The organism is Vibrio sp. D417a (assembly GCF_030248595.1).
GTDB lineage: Bacteria > Pseudomonadota > Gammaproteobacteria > Enterobacterales > Vibrionaceae > Vibrio > Vibrio alginolyticus.
In genome coordinates this window covers 46,951-71,776 of record NZ_JAHGAM010000018.1, presented here as the reverse complement: position 1 = coordinate 71,776, position 24,826 = coordinate 46,951, and the positions used below count along the sequence as shown (strand labels likewise).

The window sequence follows — 24,826 nt, the reverse complement described above, 5'->3', positions numbered from 1 at the left end:
TTTGAAATTGTTGTATGTGGCTTCTAAAAAAGCCCAGTAAAACTGGGCTTAATTTGATGTGATTATATCAAAGTTAACAGCGCCTGAACGGGATGCTTGGGCTTCGTTCCTTCAAAGCGTTTAACTTGGCTGCGGCAAGAATAGCCTGTAATCAAACATCTCTCGTTATCCAACTTATCTAAGCTTGGCTTCCAGCTTAAATTGTAAATGTCTTTCGACATCGACAACTTATCAACCTCATGACCAAACGTACCCGCCATACCACAGCAACCAACAGGTACCGTATTCAAAACTGCACCAAAGTGAGCAAAAATAGCGCCCCACTCTTTTTCCGCATTTGGCATTTTGGTTTTTTCAGTACAGTGCGCAAACAGATACCAAGGTTCCTGCGCCTTATGCTCTCCGCTTTCAAACGCTTCTAGTCTTGGGTAAAGCCATTCGTGGGCTGTTAGTACATCGAAATTACCTCGCTTACTGCCAAGCACTTCAGCGTATTCATCTCGATAACACAGCACCAATGCAGGATCGACGCCAACTAATGGGATATCCAAATCCGCTACCATCGCCAAGAACTTCGCTGTGTCGGCTGCTGTGTCCTTAAACTGACGTAAAAACCCTTTAATGTGTTGTGCTTTACCATTCGGCTTAAACGGCAGAAGCACCGGATTCATACCCAGCTTTTTCAATAACTTAACGAAGTCTTCAACGACATCAGCGTCGTAGTAACTAGTGAATGGGTCTTGAACAATTAAAACATGCTTGCTCTTTTCAGACGAAGACAAACCACTGAGCGCTTGCAGATCATAAGGCGTTGTCAGCGACTCTACTCGTTGTTTCAAGGTGGGTACTGATAACAACGGCGCATCGACATACCCGACCGTAGATGCCGTTAAACTTTTCATCCACGACTGCTTCAAAAAGCCATTTACGACACCTGGCGCTTTTGCCATCATCGGCAGCATAGTCTCAATGTTGGCAACCAGATAGTCTTTTGCAGGACGTTGATAACGAGAGTGATAAATGTTTAAAAAGCGTGAGCGAAAGCTCGGAACATCGACTTTAATCGGACACTGACTCGCACACGCTTTACACGCCAAACAACCATTCATCGCTTCATACACTTCGTGAGAGAAGTCATACTCGTGACGACGATTGATAGAATGACGTACGCGGTCAATCATGGTTTTGATTGATGTTTTGTTTTCTAGTGTTTGCTTTTCTAAGTCAAGAATATCAATGCCTTGCTCAGTAAGCTGACGCAACCACTCACGAACCAAACCTGCACGACCTTTTGGTGAATGACGACGATCGGCTGTTACTTTCATCGATGGACACATTGGCGAGCTGGTATCATAGTTAAAACACAAACCGTTACCGTTACATTCCATCGCTTGTTTAAAGCTGTCACGTACTTGAACGTCAATCTGACGGTCATAGTAACCACGTTTGGTATCGGTAACTTTGACAAGCTCTGCATCACTATCCAGCGGTGTACAGATTTTGCCCGGGTTCATTTTGTTGTGTGGATCGAATGCCGCTTTCACACGTCTCAGTTCAGTAAACAACTCGTCGCCGAAAAACTCAGGGCCATATTCTGAACGGAAACCTTTGCCGTGTTCACCCCACATCAAACCGCCGTATTTCGCCACCAGCTTGACCACTTCATCAGAAACTTCGTGCATCAATGCTTCTTGGTGCGGGTCACACAAATCCAACGCAGGACGTACGTGAAGCACCCCAGCATCGACGTGACCAAACATGCCGTAATTCAGAGACTTGCTGTCTAACAGTTCTCGAAACTCTACAATGAAGTCCGCCAGGTTTTCTGGTGGCACACAGGTATCTTCAGCGAATGCGACCGGTTTAGCACGACCTTTTGCTGCGCCTAACAAACCCACCGCTTTTTTACGCATGTTGTAAATACGCCCAATGCTAGCTACATCGTTACAAACTTGGTAGCCGATAATTCCCGCTTCTTCTGTTTCCAACATGGTATCGAGCTTGGCGGTCAATGCTGCAACCTGAGCAGCAACTTCCTCTTCGTCCTGACCTGCGTATTCCACCATATTGATGCCAAGCATCTCTTTATTTGGAACATCGGTAAGTAAATCGCTCACGGTGTGCCAAACGATATCTTGCTTTGCTAGATTAAGCACTTTTGAGTCAACGGTTTCTACAGACAGCGCTTTCGCTTCTACCATAAACGGTGCATTACGCAGTGCAGAATCAAAGCTGTTGTATTTAACGTTAACCAACGTACGCGCTTTCGGAATTGGCGTCAGGTTCAGCTTTGCTTCGGTAATAAATGCCAATGAACCTTCCGCGCCGCAAAGTACTCGTGTGATATCGAAACGGTCACCGTCTTCATTCAAGGCATTTTTTAAATCGTAGCCCGTTAAAAATCGGTTGAGCGGAGGAAATTTATCCACGATCTGCTGGCGTTTTTCACGACATACGGATTCCGTTACACGTAGCGCCTTGGCAGCAAACTCGCCTTCTTTTGGGTAACCATGAGACAAGTCCGACTCTAAAATTGAACCATCAGCAAACACCGCTTGTAGCGACAAAACATGATCGGATGTTTTTCCGTATTTCAGAGAACCTTGACCAGAAGCATCGGTGTTGACCATGCCGCCAATCGTTGCACGGTTACTGGTAGATAAGTCTGGAGAGAAGAAGTAGCCATAAGGGCGAACAGCGTCATTTAACTGGTCTTTCACTACACCAGTTTGTACACGAACCCAGCCTTCTTTCTCATTAATCTCAAGCACTTTGTTCATGTGGCGAGACATATCCACCACAATACCTTTGGTTAGCGACTGACCATTGGTCCCTGTGCCACCACCACGAGGTGAAAAGGTAATTCGTTCGTACTTTTCTTTATTGCTCAGTTTCCCGAGGAGAGAAACATCTTCTGTCGTTTTGGGATGAACGACAGACTGAGGAAGTTGCTGGTAAACACTGTTGTCAGTGGCAACCGCTAGTCGGCTTGAATATTGGCTTTCGATATCACCAGTGAATCCGGCGTGCTCAAGCTCTTTCAGAAAACTAAGAACAAGAGGATCGACATCAGTTTGCGAGTGTAATCTTGGTAACATTTGCTTCCTGCCCCTACGACGCTGATCCGATCAGCTGCGGGTTGTGTAATTATTTGCTCACTTCTCATACAAATTGGCGCTAAGCGAAAAAAAACACCACAAAAGAGTTAGTGAAGTAATATTCTTTGAATTTCGTCACTTTACAACATTTAAAAAGACGAGCAAATCAGAATCTCGATACAATAATTAAACTTATGCTTTATTTTTTCACGCTTGATGCCTTACATTGGGGAACGAATCGCGTTTCTAGATGAGTTTTCAGAATGAAAAAAAATAAAATTGTGACCACTGAAGATATCCTTCTCAAACTTTGCCAGTCTGTTTCTGGCGTACTTACTTCGGCGACATCTTCTCAAGTAAATTATTCAGCAATGGTGCAAAAAATCCACAAGACTAGCCTCAAACCAGATTTTGGCTGTTTTGTTCTGTTTGATGGCGGATTTACCGGGCTAGTTGTGATTAATTTTACGGCAAAAGCCGCACTGGAGATCTACACCAACTACATGCGTAATATGGGCATGCCAGAAGAAGAACTGGCAATATCTCATACTTCTGACGAGGTAGGCGATGTTCTGGGTGAACTCATGAATCAACTGGTCGGAGACTTCACTAATAAAATTCGTAAAGACCTGCAAACGAACATCACACAAAACCAACCAAAAATGCTGGCGCTGAATAAGCAAGTTATCTTACAAGTTGATACCAACCTTGACCGCCCTCAAGCGCGCAGAGTGACGTTCTCCACCGAAAACAACAATATTTTCTATCTCGAACTAGCAATGGATAAAACTGAGTTCATCCAACTGGAAGAGTTTGAAGTTGCTGAAGACGAAAACCCAGACGACATTTTAGAGGCCACACGTAAACAGTTGGCTGAGAAAGAATCTAAATCGTCGGGATCAAACGATGATGCCGATGACTTGCTCAACCAGCTCGGGTTGTAATTCTAACGAATCTTAATGAAGAATGGCTTCTTAGACACAAGTACGACTTCATACTGATTACGACGAACTAAAACGCCAGCCTCGCTTAATGCGAGGCTTCTTTTTATGTGCTGAAATTATCTTCAGTCCCACCTTGTATTTCGTTTTTATGTCAAAAAAGGTAATATGTCTGACTTCATAAATTTTCTGCTTTCGTTACTGGTTGTCGATGGATAAACAAAAAGCTCTGAAAAAAATCGCCAAGTGCTTAGAACTGGGCAATTCCGCTAATGTTAATGAGGCTGCCAATGCTATCAAAATGGCACATCGCCTCATGCTTAAATATGGTCTCGATAAAGACGATATTGAGTTCATCAGAATGGGAAAAACACAATCTTCTCATCTGCTACCAGCGAACATCAGTTCTACCATATTGCGAGTGATTCGCGGCATTAACACAAAATTCGGTGTCGAAGCAGTATTGTTGAATCACAAAGGGCTCAAACGTGTCGAATTTATCGGTGAAGCAGATCGCGCTATTTTTGCTGCATTTGCTTTCGATATTGTTTATCGCGAGATGAACGAAAGTACCGGACAATTCCGAAACAGCTTTGCTGGCACCGGCACCTCTTCTCAGGAAGTGACTCGCCGTGTGAACTCATTTGTATCTGGCTGGGTGGAAGGCGCGATTGAAAAATTGCCAATTATTTCTCCAGATGAAGAGTCGGCCAATAAAATTAATGACTATATTGATAAAGAATTCCAAAACATTGACCGCGAAACGTTCAAGAAGCAATTGAAAGAAGCAATGAAAAACCTAACTGAAGACTACGAAGTGGGCTTAAAGAAAGGTAGAAAGGTTTCAGTTAACCGTGGAGTGGGCGGCGAACAAGCACGCAAAATGTTGGGCGATTCATCGAAATAGCCAGAATAGTAAAGGATTCACATAAGCAGCAATGACTTCGATGTCGATGGGGCTTACTTTGAGAGCTTTGGCAGTATTGGTAGGAATTTTCTTACAGAAACTCTTATCAATCTTACTTTCTCATAACAAATATTAATGCTTGTTTATTCATAATTCGCATCCCATTATGAGGCATGGTTTCGCCTCAGTTTTATACGGAGATTTTCCCTTGAAAAAGATGCCTATTGCACTAGCTCTAGTGCTAGCTCTTACTGGCTGTCAAGCCACTCAACGCCAAAATGCAACAACGGGTGAATACGAAACTAACTCCACCACGCAAGGCGCGCTTATTGGTGCGATCGCTGGCGCAGCAATCGGCCTAGCAACGGGTGATGATGCTAAAGAACGTCGTCAGCATGCACTCATTGGTGCAGCCGCAGGCGGAGCGACTGGCGCTGGCGTTGGTTACTACTTTGACCAACAAGAAGCGGAGTTACGTCGCGCTTTGCTAAACTCTGGCGTACAAGTTCAGCGTGTTGGTGAAAATCAGCTTTTACTGCGTATGGAAAACGGTATCGGCTTCTCTTCAAGCTCTTACCAGCTTGATGCTAGCATCCATAATACTCTACGTGGTGTTGCTCGCATCCTAGTTGAGTACCCAGATACCAGTCTCGTTATTGACGGTTACACGGATAGCACAGGCAGTGAGTCATACAACCAAACGTTGTCAGAGCGCCGTGCAGAGTCCGTACGTCAATTCCTAGTATCTCAAAACGTTGCACCTGGTCGTGCAATTGCACGCGGCTACGGCGAACGTAACCCAATTTGCTCAAACCAAACTTCTGAAGGTCGTGCGTGCAACCGTCGTGTTGAAATCCAGATCTTGCCACTGAAGTAATTTGGTTGCACCATAACGGTAATAATAAAAAATTACCGGAGCAGGCCTAACCATTATCGTTAGGCCTGACATATTAATGTCTGTCAAAACGTCTGCCCTACTCTGCTTATTTAGCCTCAGCTTTTCTGGCTACTCACTTGCCTCTCGAGCTCCAAATGACCCCATCGAACAATACGAGTACGCACAACAATTATTGGCATCAAACGAAGCTGAAGCCTCACCAGAAACGCGTTACTGGCTAGAGCAATCCGCCAACCAAGGTTACCTCCCTGCGCAAAAACAGCTCGCGAACGACTTTGCTAAAGGGATAAATGGCGAAAAAAATGAAACACAAGCGTTATATTGGCTAACCTCTATCGCACTCAATGACCCAACCGATCGGGGCTTTCTTCTCGCTAACTTTATTCAGCGCAATCAAGATAAGGTCACAGCATCTCAATTGACTGAAGCTTTGTATCAAATGGCTTCTCAGCATAATCCAGCAGCAGAACAGGCTTATAATCAACTGTTAGAGCAGCGCTTCAACCAACTGCGAGCTAAACAAGTCTCGCAAATAAAGTCGCTCGATAAAAAGGCGGAGCAAGCACAGGAAGAGAAAAGCACAGTTGCAAACCCCAAAGTAGAACACTCGCCGTTTCTATGGCTGATTTGGCTAGCGGCGATACTCATCATCAGCGGCTTAAGTTTCCTCGTGATCAAAAAACTCAAGCAGAATAGAAAAGCGCGTGAAGCCAAAGGGGAAAGCCAAAATCAACGAATGGCGGAAAAAATAAAAGAGCTAGAGTTTACGAACAAGCAACTGAAGCGTCAGTTAGAGAAAGTATTCAGAGAATTTAAGAAATCCAAAACTCAGGCAGAAAACCATAAGCTAAGCGTCGCGTGTGCTATGTTTGGCTACACACCACAAACCATCCCTGATTTACAAGCAATCAAGCTACGCTATAGACAGTTATCAAAGCTTTATCATCCTGACACAAGGGGCAGTGAAGAAGAAATGAAGCGACTCAATCATGCCTTTAAGCTCGTCTCACAAAATGTTACAAAACAGTAAAAATAGGTCAGGATACTTTGGCTAGCATGCTTTTAGACCTATATAATCAAGCGCCGCAATCGATCTCCCTCTCAAACAAATTAACAGACATTTAACTTAAGTCGCGCTTTTATGCCATAATACCCGGCGCAAAATAACACCTAACGACTCAAATTAATCTAGGTGGGGAGAAAATCAATGTTCACTGAAGAAGGCACCTGTGATTGGTGTAAAAAACCTAGCCTTGTAACTCGTCACGATTATTTAGATGGCAAGCACCACTACTCATGTAAAGCTTGCTACGATATGGCGAAAATCGACGTGCGCCTATTTAACCAAGGCGAATTACAAATGCGCGAACGCTTGCAACGAGCGAGCTAAGCAAGACGGAATCAACGGAACTGATTTTCAAAGGCGCCTTTTAAGGCGCTTTTTTGATCGGCCAAGCCCTATTTCCAATCTCTATCTCGTATTCCCTCCTATCTTACATAGCACGTCGCATCGGTTATCAGCCCTCTCCCACTGTATACAAACCATTGTCCGTGAAAAACACCTGTATATACAGTAGTAAACCCCTGTATGTCTCTCGTCCAGTTTTCTACTCACCTCACATTTTTAAATTGATGTTAGACATATCAAAAATGAAAAACAACCACATAAATTCAATTACTTAGAATCAAATCCTTTTATTTCCTTCTCAAAAAACCGCAAATAACTTTTGAGAAACTGGTTGATCAGGTCACCAAAACAAACTACTGTATACACATACAGCATGTATAAAGGAACAGTAAGATGCAGTTACAAAGTCAATCTCATACATACTCTCGTTACAACGTATTGGCACAAGCAACTAAGCCCATGGCCGTTTCGGATCAGCTTCTATCTAAGCTGGCTGTTTTATCGCAGCAGAAACAATGGATTTTGTTTACAGCAGACTGCCCTCGTCCAGACTTTGAACAACTCACTGCTTCTAATATTTGCTGTAAAAACGTTATTCAAATGAAGCCCTCTCAACAGCTTTCAGAAGTCGAGATCGTGATAAAAGCCATCCGATCAGGTAATGCCAGTGCTGTTGTCGCATCCAATAAAATTGCACTTATGAATCAATCTATGTTGCGCGACGTGGCGCAGCGCTATCAGTGTGAAGTCTTTTTCGTCGAAGGCAGAGTTAATAAGTACCACTAATAAGTTCGACGTTATCTATCCTGCATCTCGCCTCCTTTTTAAGGGGGCTTTTTTAGTATTAAAGAAAACAGGCAAACGTTTGCTTTTTCTCTGGCGAGTTAAAATAGTTCTGGTATGATGCCCACATTCGATTTATTCAGCGCCCACATTTTGCTGAATATCTTCTCTTTCTGACGTTTGATTAAGATGATAGGAATGTCGCAATGAGCCTTGCTAATCAAGTACTTGCCGTCAATGACGACCTGCCAATTCGCACCCATAAACCCGTTCATAGTGGAAAAGTTCGTTCAGTTTACTGGTTAACTGAAGAAGACAGCACCCGACTGATCAAAGAAAAAGGATACAATGTCGCTCCAGATGCGCCTTTGGCTATCATGGTGATTAGCGACCGAATCTCTGCATTCGATTGTATTTGGCATGCTGAAGGTGGTCTTAATGGTGTCCCGGGTAAAGGGGCGGCGCTTAATGCGATTTCTAATCACTGGTTCAAACTGTTCAAAGAAAATGGCTTAGCAGATAGCCATATTCTAGACATTCCTCACCCTTTTGTTTGGATTGTACAAAAAGCCAAACCGGTAAAAATCGAAGCCATCTGCCGCAAATACATCACGGGTTCGATGTGGCGCGCTTACGCAAATGGCGAACGAGAGTTTTGTGGAATCCAACTTCCTGAAGGGTTAGAAAAAGACAAAGCACTTCCAGAATTGCTAATGACCCCATCCACAAAAGGCATTCTAAAAGGCATTCCCGGTGTGCCAGAAGCGGATGACGTAAATATTACTCGTCAAAACATCGTAGACAACTACGAAGCATTTAACTTCTCAAGCGCTGACGATATCGCACTCTACGAAAAATTGCTGAAAGAAGGCTTTAACGTTATCAGCCAAGCATTAGAAGAAATCGACCAAATCTTTGTCGATACCAAATTCGAATTTGGTTATGTTCATGATGCTGCTGGCAATGAAAAGCTGATTTACATGGATGAAGTGGGTACACCAGACTCGTCTCGTATATGGGATGCTAAAGAGTACCAAGCAGGTCACATCGTAGAGAACTCAAAAGAAGGTTTCCGCCAGTTCCTACTTAACCACTTCCCTGACCCAGATATCTTGCTAAACAAAGAACGTATGCCTGAGCGCGAAGCTCTCGCTCGTGATAATGCTTTGCCCGTCGAATCTTTGATGGCGATTTCGAGCACTTACATTGGTATTGCCGAGAAGATTACAGGCAAGCCGATTCATTTGAGTGAGAATCCGAAAGCGGAAATCATCGAGGTTCTGAGCAAAGAATACGGATTGATTGACTAGCACTGTCGCTCGATTGCTAAACGCTTTCCAATAAAAAGTCCGCACTAGCCTGCGGACTTTTTTCGTATTAGGCTCACCTTAGCCGATATTTAACGTAGTGCCATCTGTTGTAGAGGCTGACTTGGTCGTCACCTGATATGTTTTGTCTTTAATCGTTGATACGAAATACCAGGTCGACTCTGCCTTGTCGGGCGTAAAAGTAACGCGCATAAAGCCACGCTGTTTGATGTCTGCCCACTGTAATTCTGACACTAAGTGCGGCAGCGTGTATTCCATTTGAGCGATCGCAACAGGGTCTAACGCGAGGTAGGCCTCTAACCCAGGGGAACTCACAGAGCTAGTCGCAAACTCTACCCCGATAGGATGCTTAGATATGTCTTTAAGCTCACTTGCCCATGCGTTGTGCGTATCTCCTGCCAAGCAGACAAAGTTACCACTGCTGGCTTTGGCCAGTTGATAAACTTTCTCTCGCTCAACGTAGTAACCATCCCATGCATCTAGGTTATATGGCAAAGCAATGGTATCTAAACTTGGGTCAGAGAGATAACCCGTAATCGCAGAGTTTACCGCTAATAACGCCTCTGTTTTTTGTTCTTCAGTGGCAGTAAACAATTGAAACATCGCGGTCATAACCGAACTTGGCAACTCCATACGAGACATTAACACTTGTTGCCCTAGCACATTCCAAGTTGCGTCGTGCGTACTGAACGCATCCATCAGCCAAGCGAGTTGGTCACCGCCTAACAGCTCTCGGTCTTGACTGCGCGACTGAGCAACTAAACCGCCAATCGCTTCCATCGTTGGTGAGCTGAGCGAGAAATAATCCAACGGTTTATCACGCCCCACAAGTCGCGTGTCGAGCATCATCAAATTGACTAAACTTCCAAACGAAAACTGACGGTAAATCAGCATGTTTGAGAAAGTGTTTTCACGAACGGGCAACCATTCTGTCCACGCGGCAGCCGCAGCTGCACGACGATCATTAAAGCTGCCTTCCTCTTCTTGATGGTTTTCCGCACCATTTTTCCAACTATCATTTGCAAGCTCATGGTCATCCCAGACTGCAATCATTGGTAGGCTCGCATGTAACGCTTGCAGATCAGCATCTTGGCGATATTGCGCATACCGTTTTCGGTAATCATCTAAGGTAATGCATTCCGTGCCTTTGCTTGGCTCTCGCCCTAGTGCCTCAGCATCTTCACTAGCGTAGCCAACAGCCCCATACTCATAAATGTAATCACCGAGATGAAGTACCACATCAAACGGTTCTTGCTCATGTTGATTTAAGATCTCTCGATACACATGGAAATAACCAGCAGGATAGTTTGCGCAAGAAACAACCGCCATGGATGCCTTTTCTACACCACCCTCTGGTAATGTTTGAGTTTGCCCGACTTCGCTAGTGACATCTCCAACCATGAATCGATAGTAGTAGCGAGAATTTGCGTTGAGATTTGGAACATCGACTTTTACCGTGAAATCTCGGCTCGTATCTGTAGCGAAAGTGCCACTTTGTACGATATCAGTAAAAATTTCGTTAGATGAAACTTGCCAGCTTACATCTGCGTAGCTTGCTGAGGTCGTAACACGAGTCCAAATGATTACTTGTGTTTGAGTAGGATCTCCACTCGCCACCCCGTGCTCAAAGGTAACCGCAGCAGATTCACTAGCATCGCTACCACAGCCCACCAGCCCGGTAACAATCGCCGTTGAAGAGGCAGCTTTCATAAAGTCTCGACGAGACAAAGACATATTGACTTCCTTTCTTATTGTGTTTGTTTTTATGCCCAAATGACGTGGTGACTCGATCATCCTTGTATGCCAATAAGGGACGTTAATTCGAACTTACAGTACCAACCACTTAGTCGGTAATTTGTCCTAAAAACACAAAGTTAGAAGCTAGTTATGACAATTGCATTTCCAAACGTTACATTTTTGTTAATTTAAGTGCAAATACTCTATATTCATCACATTTCCTAAGACCTGTGACAAAAACCTCAAAATAAAAAAGCGACCTACTTTGAGGTCGCTTTTCATTGCACTATTGTTAAGTAGTACATCGATGAAGTGGAAATACTCAGCCTAAAACTTGATGTTAAGAACATCTTGTTCTGACGTGTCCACCTTCAACTGACTGCGAGATTCTATGTACTCGATTTGCTGAACATCGAGCGAATATGGCATAACGACTCGCAATTCATTGATCCCTTCATGTTTAGCTAGCTGGGTTAAGCGGACCAAATTGGATTCATCACTTTTACGAGAAGACATCGATTTTAATGCGGCATCCCACAACCGATCTTCAGGCTTGCGCAATTCCGCAATGTTCTGTTTCCACATCAAACCGAAAATAGGCGCGATGGTGGCAAATGCCTCTAAAAAGGTCCATTTTTTACTACCTGTCGCTCCTAAAAAGCTAGTGTAGTCGAATTCAATGCACGTCTTTCCTTGTTGATCCATTCTATGCCCCCGACACTCGAAAATGAGATATACCAAATATCGTTCAACTGTTTTGATATAGCAATGGGATATAAAACATTCGTCTTTTATGCCCTAATTTACATACAAAAGGAAATATTAAAACCAGCTTTGTAACAACTGATGTACAGCTTCGCCATATATAAGCATTCAATTGATTAATATTTCAATTAAGAAACTAAAAACAACACGCAAGTAACGCTATCAATATGAAATCATTATAGATTCACCAAGAAAATATCAATTCTTGTCACAACGTCATCCGCCGACCTACTTTACATCAATCACTCGACTGGCCTTTTTATACTGTATCTTCCAACCAGCCCAACGTGGCAGCTCCCAACGCTTCGGGTCTCCCTTACGGTTTCCCTCTCGATAAACGACCTGTACTAGCTTGCGAGACGCGTAATACTCAACATCCAGTTGGAGTTCTGGCAGCGAAAGTTCTAAAGGGTACTGCTCCGTGAAATCGTCGTATTCCCATTCTGGAACACCGTTAAATGTTAAGTCTTCCGGTTCAAACAACGCCATATCATCGACATTTTCAACGCCTAATGTTTCCAACTGATCCTTTAACCAGCTAGAAAATGTCAAGGAGGCCAAGTCGTTAACCTCTTCTCCTTCGACATTAAGGCCCAATGCGTTGTAGAGTTTCCAGTGTTGGATTTGTTGTTTTCTTTGAGAAGCAAATCCTGGTAACAGTGTCTCGTCTTCTATCATTTCGACAATAGACTGAACAGCAACATCACCTTTTAACGCTTGATGTTCAGTACAGATTGTTCGTCCGGCGTAGACCAAATGCATCGTTGCTCTTGGGGTCTCCTCTTCATAATTCGTCTCACCTTGTTGCCACTCCCCTAGCTCAAGTTCGCGTAATAATGTCAGCGGGATAGGCATCATAACCGATGCGAGGTTCAGTGTTTGCTTAACGCCTCGTCCTGGCACGCTATGGCTATCTAGCACGATGGCCGCTTCTTCTTTATCAGGAAAGCGGCTGTTACGCCCAACCAGCATCTCGACTACGCCATTTCCTAGAGCATCCCTTCGACGAGCTCGTCGGACAAACACAAGCTCAGGGTGCAATGAGGCGATGGAGAAAAAGAGCGCTTCACGTTTATATCGAGAGGCAACGTCAAGTTCCGGTAATTCAAATACTTCTCGCATTTGTTTCGCTAAACCTTGTGCCTCTTCGAGTGCGCTGGCATCAATGACAATGCCCGGAAGTCGCTCCCCCCGAACCAAACGGATCAACAAAGAGACATCACATCCGTATGGCTCCTCTTGAGATAGAAGCTCAGCAACTTCACCACTTTGTCGCTGATAGAGCTGCGCAGGCACAGATAAGGCGGCAGCCAAATCAATCATTGCTTCCTTCTCTGGCTTCGCTTGAATTCTGGTAACGAGATCGGCAAACAGTGCATCAATGGGTAGTGGATATACTTTTCTACCATGCTGCGTGACATTGCCATCCTCATCAATCGCTTCCATAGATAACAACGTCGAATGAGATGCCTCTAGCGACTTTGGAGGAATTGAGTCGAGAAAATCGAGTGTTGAAAGACGGTACCCACAACAAGCCGCTGCCAGCATGGGCTCGACGAGCTCTTCTCTGTGTAATTCTGGAGGTGTCACCAACTCTAAAGGCGCGTGCTCACCATATAGACGAATACAAGCCCCTTCGGTAACGCGACCTGCTCGCCCCATTCGCTGCGCGGCACTGGCCTTAGAAATGTTGGTTAATGTCAGTGCTGTACGTCCATTTCGTTGTACAGTTCTGCGCTCTAAACCACTATCGATTACCACACGGATATTAGGAATGGTCAGAGAGGTTTCCGCGACGTTGGTTGCCAATACGACTTTCCGTTGCTTTTGTACCGTCAGCGCACGATGTCGTTCTTCATCACTGACCGAGGCATGAAGTTTAACCACCATGACATCACTGCTGCTTTGTAGCATCTGCGCGCATTGGGCGATCTCTTTACGTCCTGGGAGAAAAACAAGAATATCGCCATCTTCATCTTCCAGTGCTTCTTTTACCGCTCCGACAACTTCCTGTTCACATCCCTTTTTGTTCGGTAAATAGCGGCTGTCTGTGGAACGATGTGTCACCGTGACTGGAAAGCAACGTCCCTCCGAACTCAGGCGCTTAGCATTCAGGTAACGAGCAAGCTTTTCGCCTTCTAAGGTAGCGGAAGTGACGATCAATCGATGTTGATTTTCTTGCTTCAAAATGGCGGTTAATAGATCAATATCCCAGCGTCGCTCGTGAAATTCGTCCACTATCACGACATCAAAGTCTGCTAGCTTGTTTTCCGAAAACCAACGCAGTGCAACCCCCGGAGTCACAAATACAACTTCGGTTTTTTCATCAAAGTAGGCATGAAGCTTGATCGCGTAACCGACTTTGCGACCTATTGGCCCTCCAGATTGCTCCGCAAGAAATTCAGCCAGCGAGGTACAAGCAATTCGACGTGGTTCAATAACCAGAACGCGTCCGTGTTTTGCCGCCCACATGGGCAAGCGGGTAGATTTACCCGACCCGGTTTCGGCTTCCACCACAAGATGGTTAAGGCTTACATGATGGTCAAACTCGGCTTGCAGGCTGTCGATAGGTAGTTGAAACATAGAAATTGGATTTGATTTGATGATGCAAAACATTATACCCAAGTAAAAAAATCCTGCTTTAGGTATCTCTAAACAACCAATATTGCCGATATTTTCGTCGGTATCTGAATTTTTTTGCGACATTACATTGATGTGCATCAACGCATGTTTACAACTAAATAGTGAACCCGTTAAAATTTGGTGCGCATCCTTCAACCCTACATAAGGCACCCAATGAACAACGATAAACGCCCACTATATATTCCATATGCGGGTCCGGCTCTTTTAGCAACCCCTCTTTTGAACAAAGGCAGTGCATTCTCTGCTGAAGAACGTAGTTCATTCAACTTAGAAGGTCTGCTTCCAGAGTCGACCGAAACTATCCAAGAGCAGGTGGAACGTGCCTACCAGCAATACAAAAGTTTCGAAAGCGATATGGATAAGCACATTTATCTGCGTAACATCCAAGACACCAACGAAACATTGTATTACCGCCTAGTGCAAAATCACATTTCTGAGATGATGCCTATCATCTACACGCCGACTGTTGGCGCAGCATGTGAAAACTTCTCTAACATTTACCGTCGTGGTCGCGGTCTGTTCATTTCATACCCGAACCGTGACCGTATTGACGACTTGCTGAACAACGCAGCAAACCACAACGTTAAAGTGATTGTTGTGACAGATGGCGAACGTATCCTTGGCTTGGGTGACCAAGGTATCGGCGGCATGGGTATTCCAATCGGTAAACTGTCACTATATACCGCGTGTGGTGGTATCAGCCCTGCTTACACGCTACCAATCGTTCTTGATGTGGGTACCAATAACCCGCAACGCTTAGCTGATCCGATGTACATGGGTTGGCGTCATCCTCGTATTACGGGTGCAGAATACGATGCATTTGTAGAAGAGTTTATCCAAGCGGTACAGCGCCGTTGGCCTGATGCTTTGATCCAGTTCGAAGACTTTGCTCAGAAAAATGCGATGCCTCTTCTAGAGCGTTACAAAGACCGCGTGTGTTGCTTCAATGATGATATTCAGGGTACTGCAGCTGTTACTGTTGGTTCCCTACTTGCAGCTTGTAAAGCAGCAGGAACTCAGCTTTCTAAACAACGTATTACCTTCCTAGGCGCAGGGTCTGCTGGTTGTGGTATCGCAGAAGCGATCATCGCACAAATGGTATCGGAAGGAATTTCTGACGAGCAAGCTCGCTCACAAGTTTACATGGTTGACCGTTGGGGTCTGTTACAAGAAGGCATGCCTAACCTTCTTGATTTCCAACAACGCTTGGTGCAAAAGCATACCAATACGAAAGAGTGGGAAAATGAAGGAAATGGCTTCTCACTACTCGATGTTATGCGTAACGCCAAGCCAACGGTATTAATTGGTGTTTCTGGTGCGCCTGGCCTATTTAGCCAAGAAGTCATCGAAGAAATGCATAAACACTGTAAGCGTCCGATTGTCTTCCCACTGTCGAACCCAACAAGCCGCGTGGAAGCGACACCGAACGACATCATTCGTTGGACAAATGGTGAAGCACTGGTTGCAACAGGTAGCCCATTTGAGCCAGTGGTTCATGAAGGTCGCACTTACCCTATTGCACAATGTAACAACAGCTACATCTTCCCAGGCATTGGCCTTGGTGTACTTGCTGTCAATGCAAAACGTGTCACTGACGAGATGCTAATGGAATCAAGCCGCGCGCTCGCAACATGTTCTCCTCTAGCAATCAACGGTCGTGGGGCTCTACTTCCACCACTGGAAGAAATCCACTTAGTGTCGAAAAAAATCGCATTCGCCGTTGGTAAAAAGGCAATTGAACAAGGTGTCGCATTAGAAATTACTGATGAAGCATTGAACGTGGCGATTGAACAGTCGTTCTGGCAACCTGTTTACCGCCGTTACAAACGCACTGCGTTCTAAGCTTGAGACAATTCGTTTAATAATTAGCCCCTACCATGTAGGGGCTTTTATTTTTTTATCATCCTAACCAGATTTTGGCATAAATGGGCTTCTCTCTTTTTGTTTCTATCAGATATGATGAGAACTACATTTTTAGTTAAGGATATAAAACGTTTTGTTGTTTTCTCGCATAAGATCAAAGTGGAAGCTGAAATTTTCCTGGAAGCGATTTGCTTTGATTTTGTCGATCTCTGCACTTAGTCTGCTTGTTTCTGTTATAGCCATCGACCGGTGGGTGGTTTTACAAGCCAAAGAGAGCATTTTCACTGAATACGAGCAAATCCCTCAACATGAGGTTGCCGTAGTTCTTGGTACCAGTAAATACATCGGAAAGATCCTCAACACTTACTACACTCATCGCATTAATGCGGCGATTGAGCTTTACAACCAAGGCAAAGTAAAACAGTTTTTATTGAGTGGTGATAACGCCCACCGTTCATACAACGAACCGTGGACAATGAAACGCGACTTACTTAAAGCAGGCGTGCCTGAAGAAGTGATTCACCTTGATTATGCTGGCTTTCGTACCTTAGATTCGATTGTACGAGCAAAAAAAATTTTTGCTTCGGAGCGATTTCTGATTGTGACTCAACGCTTTCACTGCGAACGCGCACTGTTCATCGCTGATGCTTACAGCATTGATGCGCAGTGTCTCGCGGTAGCAGGGCCGACGGCCAACAAGCAAAAAACATCGATGCGTGTTCGAGAACTGCTAGCCCGTGTGAAAGCGTTTTTAGACCTGTACATTATCAATACGCAGCCTAAGTTTCTTGGCCCTCAAGAACCTATCGTCGCAGTAAAAGAGCCAAATAAAGCAGCTAACGAGCCTCTTCAAGTCCCCGTCGAATAGAGGAATAACGTGGCTCACAAGCCTAGTAACATTTCTATAAAACAAATGGGTAGTTTTCTACCCATTTCCAATTCTCAACATCACACTTTCTAATTTGCTCTACGATTCAGGCAAAACTCTTTTTCGCATTCAAAGTAACATTTCATCAATAAATAACTACAAGTCAGTTACTTTGCCATAAAAAAACCGACAAAAGGCAATGCAAAAGGAGCACTACCCATGACCGCACTCGCTGTGACATTGAAGAATTGGTTCTTCACTCGCAACAGCATGATTTTGAACGCGAATATCCTATTGTTCATTATCTTGTTTAATACCTTACCCTTTGAACCACAAGTAGTAACCGGCCTGAGCATCTTAGTTTTTGTTGCTATTTTGTGGCTAACCGAAGCGATTCACGTCAGCATTACTGCGCTGCTCATACCACTACTTGCGGTATTTTTGGGTGTGTTCAACACTCAAGCCGCACTGAATAACTTTTCCAACTCCATCATTTTTCTATTTTTGGGTGGTTTTGCACTAGCTGCGGCTCTACATAAACAAAAGTTAGATCAAGCTATTGCAGATAAAGTACTATTGCTGGCAAGAGGAAAAATGTCTGTCGCTGTATTCATGCTATTTGGTGTGAGTGCTGGCCTGTCAATGTGGATTTCAAACACCGCCACCGCCGCGATGATGTTACCGCTTGTGCTGGGTGTGATGACAAAGCTAGACGCCAAGAAAAACCACAACACCTTTTTGTTTGTTCTACTCGGTATCGCTTACAGTGCTTCAATTGGTGGTATTGCAACACTGGTTGGTAGCCCACCAAACGCAATTGCAGCAGCTGAAGTTGGCCTTAGCTTCACTGAATGGATGAAGTTTGGTGTACCTATTTCCCTAGTATTAATGCCAATCGCTATCCTCGTATTGTACACGATGACTAAGCCTGACCTTAGCCACAAGTTTGACCTTGACCATCAACCAGTCGAATGGACAAACGGCAAAATGATTACGTTGGCGATTTTCTTACTGACCGTAACTTTGTGGATATTCAGTAAGCCTATTAACGCTATGCTGGGTGGCTTCGCGAAGTTCGATACTCTTGTAGCCATTGGCGCCATCCTTCTACTTGGTGCTTCTCGCGCCGTCGAGTGGAAAGATATTGAGAAAACAACCGACTGGGGTGTGTTAATCCTATTTGGTGGTGGTATCTGTCTGAGTAACGTCCTAAAAGCAACCGGAACAAGCGTATTTTTGGCTCATAGCTTGTCAGGCTTCCTTGAGCAAGCCGGTATTCTCTTAACGATTCTTGCAGTGGTTGCTTTTGTTGTCTTCTTAACTGAGTTTGCGAGTAACACCGCCAGTGCTGCGCTACTTGTCCCTGTATTTGCGACCATTGCAGAAGCCTTAGGCATGTCTCCGGTTATTCTCTCTGCACTGATTGCCGTCGCTGCATCTTGTGCATTTATGTTACCTGTTGCAACACCTCCAAACGCGATTGTGTTCGGTACGGGTCATATCAAGCAAAAAGAAATGATGCGAATTGGTTTCGTATTAAACATTGCCTGTATTGCTGCACTAACGCTTTTCGCTTGGTTGTTCTGGTAAAAATAGCAAGTTCGATTAGCACTACACTGCTGCTCACGGTAATCGTATCGATAACCCAAACTTCCCCCCTAAGTGGTGTTCAGCAGTTTCCCTCTTGGTGGCCAGTTGGCCACCTTTTTTCTTTCCTTTTAGTGAACGGCTATCAGGCTTGCTTCTTTTCGCAAGCAAGTAAACCATAATGAGCTTCCACTCGGTTGCGACCATTGCGCTTCGCCTGATACAGCACTTCGTCAGCTCTCGCCATGGTTTCTGAGACGCGTTCATTCTGCATTTGGGCAACGCCAATACTGCAAGTTAATGATTCACCGTGCACCCACAAATGATCCTCCACATTTTTGCGAATCATTTCTGCCTTCTCTAACGCTTGTTCAATATTGGTATCAGGGCAAAATACGACAAACTCTTCGCCGCCCCAACGAACGAGTCGATCGTCTGAGTAAATAGAAGTCGCTACCACCATGACAAATTCGCGCAATATGTCATCCCCCATTTGGTGCCCAAATTTGTCGTTCACCTTTTTAAACTTATCCAAGTCCAAATAGAGAATACTGAAGGTGTTATGCCCCCAGCGAACCTGACGAGATTGTTGTTCCAGCCAGTGTTGCACAGCATATCGGTTCATCGCGCCCGTCAAAGCATCTCGATGCGCTAGCTCTGCAAACTCATAGTTTTGAGCTCGCAAAGTATCATTCACCTTTTCCAAATGACGGTGACGCTTTTGCGCTTTTTCATAAGCCACTCTATTTTTTCGTAACTCATGCAGTGAAAAAGCCAGTCCAAGCGCCATCCAAGAGAGTAATAATGCATACAACAATGTTTCTTGCGCAAGGTAAGCGCCTTCAAACTCAATTTTATCAATCACAATTCTATGTTTACCAAGTGCCGCACCAGACCCAGTTGCAATATCAATACGTGTGATGTTTGAAAATTCAGGTGCAGAGTGCTCAATCGCGACTCCGTTATCTGCTAACCACCAGGTCATCACCTGAAGATTTTTAATCGGAATTTCGACAATATCGCTCGAACCCGACGGAGAAAACTGCATGCCATTATATTTAATGGTGTACTCGTCGTCCGGCTTGGAATACTCAGAATTATAATTGCGAAGATACAAACGTAGGTCGTGGCTAGGGTTAGCCCCTATTCCTGCCTCTTCATATCGCACCTTCAATCGAATCGTATGGTAGTTGGAAAGGTCAATACCCTGTGTTGGCGTTGCTGAATCGGTATAAACCGAGATTCCGCAGTAAGGCCAAGCATACGAGCTCTGCTTTAGTTCACAGCTAAGGACTAGGCTTTGCCGATCGTATGTGATATCTGCCTCACTCACACCTCCTTCACTGGCATCTTTAGTTGCATAGATATTGAAATGCTCAGGTGTAATGGTCAGCTTTCGCGTATCGCCAAGCACACTATAAAGGGCAACCAAACTGATAGTGCAAATAGAAAGAGCAAAGATAAAGTTATGGATCCACTTCATGGGCAAGTGACCTGCTGAGATTATACAATACGTGGGGTTCAATAATTTCAAAAATGAAATCAAGGTGATTTATCAAGAAATAAAATCGCTTTTTCATTCAATTCTTAGTTTCGACACATGGTAACGGATTTTGAACCGTTATCACGTTTTAAAATTTCTAAAAAGTGCAGCCCAACTTCTATTTGCGAAGCATTTCACAGCCATAATTTTTAGAAAATAAAACACGATGCATAATAATTTAGTGCAAGACATTTACTTTAAAGCTCCTGTCAACCCTGCATCTCTTCTCCACTTCAGTATATACTGTGCAAAAACACAATAATGAGTAATGTCATGTCATTAATTGCAACTGGCACGCTAAACAAAATGCGTGCTTCTCTGGACGGTGCCGTCAACTACCGTCTTCCTGTCGGTGAGGAAGAAATCGACTTAACTCCTTTTCTGGGTAAAACGCTCACACTGACTCACACTGGCAATATTTTTTGTTGCTCATGTGGAAAGAAAACGAAAAAGAGTTATTCGCAAGGCCACTGTTTTGTATGCATGAAAAAGCTAGCAAGCTGCGACATGTGTATCATGAAGCCAGAGACCTGCCACTACGATCAAGGGACTTGTCGCGAACCACAATGGGGTGAAGAGAATTGCATGGTGGATCACTTTGTCTACCTGTCCAACACATCCAGCTTAAAAGTTGGTATTACTCGTCATACTCAAATCCCGACTCGTTGGATTGACCAAGGCGCGACTCAGGGCTTGCCAATTTTTAAAGTAAAAACTCGCCATATCTCCGGTTTAATTGAAGTTGAACTGGCGAAACATATCGCAGACAAGACCAATTGGCGCACACTGCTAAAAGGTGACGGTGAACCTATGGCATTGCAGGACCGTTTTGCTGAGCTATTGCCTTTAGTCGAAGAGAAAATTGCCGAGATAAAACAGCAATTCGGCGAAGATGCCATTGAAGTATTAAACGAAAGCATTACCGACCTTAGCTACCCGGTACAACAGCACCCAACGAAGATCACTTCGCATAACTTCGATAAAAACCCGGTTGTTACTGGCACTTTGCAAGGCATCAAAGGTCAATACCTCATCTTTGATACCGGCGTTATTAATGTAAGAAAATTCACTTCCTATGAAGTTGAAGTTAGTGAGTAATCGCTTGCAGAACGCGTTGATTCAAATAAAAATGAAAAAAGCTCGATTTTGACTCGAGCTTTTGTTTTTCTATTAGGAAGAAATCGTTAGTTATGCGTCAAGGATGCTTTCTAGCACATCGAATAACATATCGACTTCTTCTATTGTGTTGTAATGCATACAACCAATTCGCACTACACCACCCGATTCTTCTAAACCAAGTTGACGAACTAAGCCCAACGCATAAAAGTGACCATTCCATACACAAATGTTATGTTCACCCAGTGTTTTCGCGATGAACTCTGGAGAATATCGGTCAAACGTTAGCGCAAAAGTTGGCGTGCGGAGTTGGCTATCTTCCTTTGCGATACCGAATAGATTGACACCATCTAATGCATTCAAACGCTGCAAGAAACGCTCACTCAAGCGCTGCTCATGTTGTTCATACAGTTGGTAGCTTTGCTCCAATCGTTGGCGAAGAGGTAAACCGACTTCACCAAATTGAGCCAGATACTCAACCGCAGAAACGACACCAGCAAGACCTTCAAAACTTTGCGTTCCTGTTTCAAATCGACCAGGGCCTATATTAGTGGCAGGCTCGACTTTGTAAGGGCGAATACTGTGAAGCCACTGATCGGCTATGTAAGCAATACCAACGTGTGGTCCGAAAAACTTGTAAGCTGAGCAAGCTAAAAAGTCACAACCTAACGCTTGAACATCAACCAAATGATGAGGCGCATAATGGACGGCATCCACATAAACTTGTGCCCCAACATTGTGCGCCATGCTGACTACTTGCTGTACATCCACAATAGAGCCCGTCGTGTTCGATGCATAAGTCACAGCGACAAGGCGCGTTTTATCAGAAAGAAGGCGGCTTAAATGCTCCATATCAAGCGTACAATCTTCTTCGTTGATACGAACTTGATGAACCGTAACGCCTTTATCTTCTGCCGCTTGCTGCCAGCTGGATACATTTGAATAGTGATCCAAAGCGGAGACAATGATCTCATCTCCTGCTTGCCAATCTCGACTAATCGCGCGACTAAGCTGAAAGGTTAGTGAGGTCATATTGGCACCGAAGACAATATTGCCAGATGAAGGGGCATTAAGTAGAGCCTGAGCCGACTCACGCGCATTTTGCATTACGTCAACGGTCACTTGGCTAGAAAAATAATGCCCGCCTAAGTTAGCGTTGAAACGACCTAAATACCCAACCATGCTGTCTAGTACTGGTTGAGGCACTTGTGAGCCACCTGGACCATCAAAAAACGTCACGGGCTTGTCGTTATGGTATTGAGCCAACGCCGGAAATTGCTCTCTGATCTGATTAAGATTGAAGTTCATTACGCTTATCCGTAGCAGTAAGTACAAATACATCCATATGGCCCGCTTCGTCATCAATAACAGAGCGGATTGGGCACGCGTTATGCCACAGCTTACTATCAGCCAAGATTGCGACCTCTCCGGTTTCTAGCACTTTACGGAAAAATGGGGCTTGGTTATGGCTGCTGTACAGCATGATGTCGCCACCGATGATGTTATGGCGTCCCACACCAACCATTGCAATATGATCAAAACCGTCTTGGTGCACACCTTCAGGTGCTACTTGGGTTTCTTCTTCCAGTGCCCTGATACGGATTTGGTGAATTTCTATTTCTTGACCGTTTGGCAGATGATTCGCATTGACAAACAATTCACACATTTCTCGAAATCCATCGCTGGTAAGAATATCCTTCTCAATTGGCTCGAATTGTCTTACTACATCACCTTGAAATCGGTTGATATCAGAGGATTGAACAAAGCTATTTTTATTTAAGTCGATGACTTTGCCGTTATCAAAGCCAACCACAGAATAACGTCGTAGTCGATACTGACCATCTGCATGTTCGGTACGAGGCAGTTCTTCAAACGATGGGGAAAGCTGCTCAATTGCTGCCATGCTGAGCTGTGTTAAATGTAGAGTATTCTCACGTGAATGTAACATCATTTGCTCCTTTAATGAGGCACATTAATTAACATTTAATTTACACACTAGGTTACGCAAATATTCTGCAATTACCAGCTTTTAACGTTGATAGCTTCAACAAAACGACTAAAACAACATAACAAACCAAATTAAACCACAAAAACAGAGTCATGTTTCAGTTTTACGCTTTGGCAATATTTGAAACTAGACTTCTCTACTACGAATAGAATTTTATGCTAGAAGTCAACGTTCTCTATCAATATTTAGTGGGTTCTAATCTATAACCAATTATTCGATCACAATCGTTGTTTATGCTTTTAAAGCACTAAGAATTTCCATACAATCGAGGGAAATGTTACGCCCTTTTTGGAGCCATAATGAGCGACGTAAAACACTGTAAATTATTAATTCTTGGTTCTGGTCCTGCAGGATACACAGCTGCCGTCTACGCAGCGCGTGCAAACTTAAACCCTGTGCTTGTGACGGGAATGCAACAAGGTGGTCAGCTAACCACCACAACTGAAGTTGAAAACTGGCCAGGCGATGCTGAGGGACTGACAGGTCCAGCATTGATGGATCGCATGAAAGAACACGCCGAGCGTTTCGAAACTGAAATCGTATTTGATCACATCAATGAAGTAGAGCTATCACAACGCCCATTTCGTTTAAAAGGCGACTCAGGTGAGTACACTTGTGATGCCTTAATCATATCTACCGGCGCATCAGCAAAATACCTTGGCCTTGAGTCTGAAGAAGCATTTAAAGGTCGCGGCGTTTCTGCTTGTGCAACCTGTGACGGTTTCTTCTACCGTAATCAGAAAGTTGCAGTTGTGGGCGGTGGTAACACGGCTGTTGAAGAAGCGCTATACCTATCTAACATTGCGTCAGAAGTTCACCTGATCCACCGCCGCGATTCATTCCGCGCAGAGAAGATCCTTGTGAAACGTCTGATGGATAAAGTTGAAAGCGGTAATATCGTTCTTCATACCGATCGCACTCTCGATGAAGTACTGGGAGACGATATGGGCGTAACGGGCGTCCGCATTAAAGACGTGAACAGCGGTGCGACAGAAGATATCGATGTAATGGGTGCATTCATCGCAATTGGCCACCAGCCAAACACACAAATCTTTGAAGGCCAAGTAGACATGAAAGATGGCTACATCATCGTTCAATCAGGTCTTGAAGGCAACGCAACACAAACTAGTATCGAAGGTGTATTTGCAGCTGGCGACGTAATGGACCACAACTACCGTCAAGCGATCACCTCTGCAGGTACAGGTTGTATGGCTGCATTAGATGCTGAACGTTTCTTAGACTCACTTGGTGACAAATAACTTTTCACATTTGTGTCATATCCTTAAAGCCCAGCGGTATTCCCGCTGGGTTTTCTTTTGTATACTACCGCCTC

Annotated in this window: 19 protein-coding genes; 12 read left to right on the top strand and 7 right to left on the bottom strand. The window is 44.3% G+C overall.

Annotated elements, in window-relative coordinates; genetic code table 11:
- Positions 1-62 precede the first annotated feature (62 nt).
- Positions 63-3,098: an FAD-binding and (Fe-S)-binding domain-containing protein gene (locus KI742_RS17455; RefSeq protein ID WP_285384799.1), complete on the bottom strand. Its 3,036-nt coding sequence runs from the start codon at positions 3,096-3,098 to the stop codon at positions 63-65.
- Positions 3,099-3,361: 263 nt separating this feature from the next.
- Between KI742_RS17455 and KI742_RS17450 the strand changes: the two genes are divergently transcribed.
- The 7 genes from KI742_RS17450 (at position 3,362) to KI742_RS17420 (ending at position 9,345) form a co-directional block, all read left to right on the top strand.
- The gene (locus KI742_RS17450) at positions 3,362-4,042 is read left to right on the top strand and encodes a DUF3334 family protein (protein ID WP_005388843.1); all 681 of its coding nucleotides are present in this window, start codon (positions 3,362-3,364) and stop codon (positions 4,040-4,042) included.
- Positions 4,043-4,250: 208 nt separating this feature from the next.
- Positions 4,251-4,946 carry a DUF2786 domain-containing protein gene (locus KI742_RS17445; protein ID WP_005377954.1) on the top strand — a complete coding sequence of 232 codons (696 nt, stop codon included), beginning with the start codon at positions 4,251-4,253 and terminating at the stop codon, positions 4,944-4,946.
- Positions 4,947-5,163: 217 nt separating this feature from the next.
- Positions 5,164-5,823, top strand: a complete 660-nt coding sequence (locus tag KI742_RS17440; protein WP_005377956.1) for an OmpA family protein — start codon at positions 5,164-5,166, stop codon at positions 5,821-5,823.
- 76 nt (positions 5,824-5,899) lie between these two features.
- Positions 5,900-6,874, top strand: coding sequence for a J domain-containing protein (locus KI742_RS17435; RefSeq protein WP_182039660.1), 975 nt, complete (start codon positions 5,900-5,902; stop codon positions 6,872-6,874).
- 177 nt (positions 6,875-7,051) lie between these two features.
- Positions 7,052-7,234 (top strand): hypothetical protein, encoded by a 183-nt coding sequence (locus KI742_RS17430; protein ID WP_005377960.1) that lies wholly within the window; start codon positions 7,052-7,054, stop codon positions 7,232-7,234.
- 411 nt (positions 7,235-7,645) lie between these two features.
- The gene (locus tag KI742_RS17425; RefSeq protein WP_017820828.1) at positions 7,646-8,038 is read left to right on the top strand and encodes a SulA-like leucine-rich domain-containing protein; all 393 of its coding nucleotides are present in this window, start codon (positions 7,646-7,648) and stop codon (positions 8,036-8,038) included.
- Positions 8,039-8,241: 203 nt separating this feature from the next.
- Positions 8,242-9,345: a phosphoribosylaminoimidazolesuccinocarboxamide synthase gene (locus KI742_RS17420; protein ID WP_239945372.1), complete on the top strand. Its 1,104-nt coding sequence runs from the start codon at positions 8,242-8,244 to the stop codon at positions 9,343-9,345.
- A gap of 78 nt (positions 9,346-9,423) precedes the next feature.
- Here the strand turns inward: KI742_RS17420 and KI742_RS17415 are convergent, their stop codons facing one another.
- From KI742_RS17415 to KI742_RS17405, 3 genes are all read right to left on the bottom strand, one after another.
- The gene (locus tag KI742_RS17415) at positions 9,424-11,097 is read right to left on the bottom strand and encodes an alkaline phosphatase (RefSeq protein WP_239945371.1); all 1,674 of its coding nucleotides are present in this window, start codon (positions 11,095-11,097) and stop codon (positions 9,424-9,426) included.
- A 330-nt stretch (positions 11,098-11,427) separates the two neighbouring features.
- A complete protein-coding gene (locus tag KI742_RS17410) occupies positions 11,428-11,805 on the bottom strand; it encodes a hypothetical protein (protein ID WP_005388859.1) in 378 nt (125 codons plus the stop codon).
- Positions 11,806-12,093: 288 nt separating this feature from the next.
- The gene (locus KI742_RS17405; RefSeq protein WP_161441510.1) at positions 12,094-14,448 is read right to left on the bottom strand and encodes a helicase-related protein; all 2,355 of its coding nucleotides are present in this window, start codon (positions 14,446-14,448) and stop codon (positions 12,094-12,096) included.
- Between the two features lie 213 nt (positions 14,449-14,661).
- On the opposite strand from KI742_RS17405, the gene KI742_RS17400 reads away from it, so the two are divergent.
- From KI742_RS17400 to KI742_RS17390, 3 genes are all read left to right on the top strand, one after another.
- Positions 14,662-16,350, top strand: coding sequence for an NAD-dependent malic enzyme (locus tag KI742_RS17400; RefSeq protein ID WP_005377977.1), 1,689 nt, complete (start codon positions 14,662-14,664; stop codon positions 16,348-16,350).
- 154 nt (positions 16,351-16,504) lie between these two features.
- A complete protein-coding gene (locus KI742_RS17395; protein ID WP_005388862.1) occupies positions 16,505-17,239 on the top strand; it encodes a vancomycin high temperature exclusion protein in 735 nt (244 codons plus the stop codon).
- A gap of 219 nt (positions 17,240-17,458) precedes the next feature.
- Positions 17,459-18,829, top strand: a complete 1,371-nt coding sequence (locus KI742_RS17390) for a DASS family sodium-coupled anion symporter (RefSeq protein WP_017634863.1) — start codon at positions 17,459-17,461, stop codon at positions 18,827-18,829.
- 142 nt (positions 18,830-18,971) lie between these two features.
- Here KI742_RS17390 and KI742_RS17385 read toward each other — a convergent pair whose 3' ends face one another.
- Positions 18,972-20,309 carry a GGDEF domain-containing protein gene (locus KI742_RS17385; protein ID WP_031781257.1) on the bottom strand — a complete coding sequence of 446 codons (1,338 nt, stop codon included), beginning with the start codon at positions 20,307-20,309 and terminating at the stop codon, positions 18,972-18,974.
- A gap of 333 nt (positions 20,310-20,642) precedes the next feature.
- Here KI742_RS17385 and KI742_RS17380 point away from each other — a divergent pair, with 333 nt between their 5' ends.
- Entirely contained in the window at positions 20,643-21,467 is an 825-nt protein-coding gene (locus KI742_RS17380) for a DUF2797 domain-containing protein (RefSeq protein ID WP_005377984.1), read from the top strand.
- A gap of 90 nt (positions 21,468-21,557) precedes the next feature.
- On the opposite strand, the gene KI742_RS17375 is transcribed toward KI742_RS17380, so the two are convergent.
- Positions 21,558-22,793, bottom strand: coding sequence for a cysteine desulfurase-like protein (locus tag KI742_RS17375; protein ID WP_005377986.1), 1,236 nt, complete (start codon positions 22,791-22,793; stop codon positions 21,558-21,560).
- The gene (locus KI742_RS17370) at positions 22,777-23,433 is read right to left on the bottom strand and encodes a 2OG-Fe dioxygenase family protein (RefSeq protein ID WP_005377989.1); all 657 of its coding nucleotides are present in this window, start codon (positions 23,431-23,433) and stop codon (positions 22,777-22,779) included. Before KI742_RS17370 ends, KI742_RS17375 begins: the two co-directional genes overlap by 17 nt.
- A gap of 359 nt (positions 23,434-23,792) precedes the next feature.
- Here KI742_RS17370 and trxB point away from each other — a divergent pair, with 359 nt between their 5' ends.
- The gene (gene trxB / locus KI742_RS17365) at positions 23,793-24,752 is read left to right on the top strand and encodes a thioredoxin-disulfide reductase (RefSeq protein ID WP_005377991.1); all 960 of its coding nucleotides are present in this window, start codon (positions 23,793-23,795) and stop codon (positions 24,750-24,752) included.
- Positions 24,753-24,826: the final 74 nt, after the last annotated feature.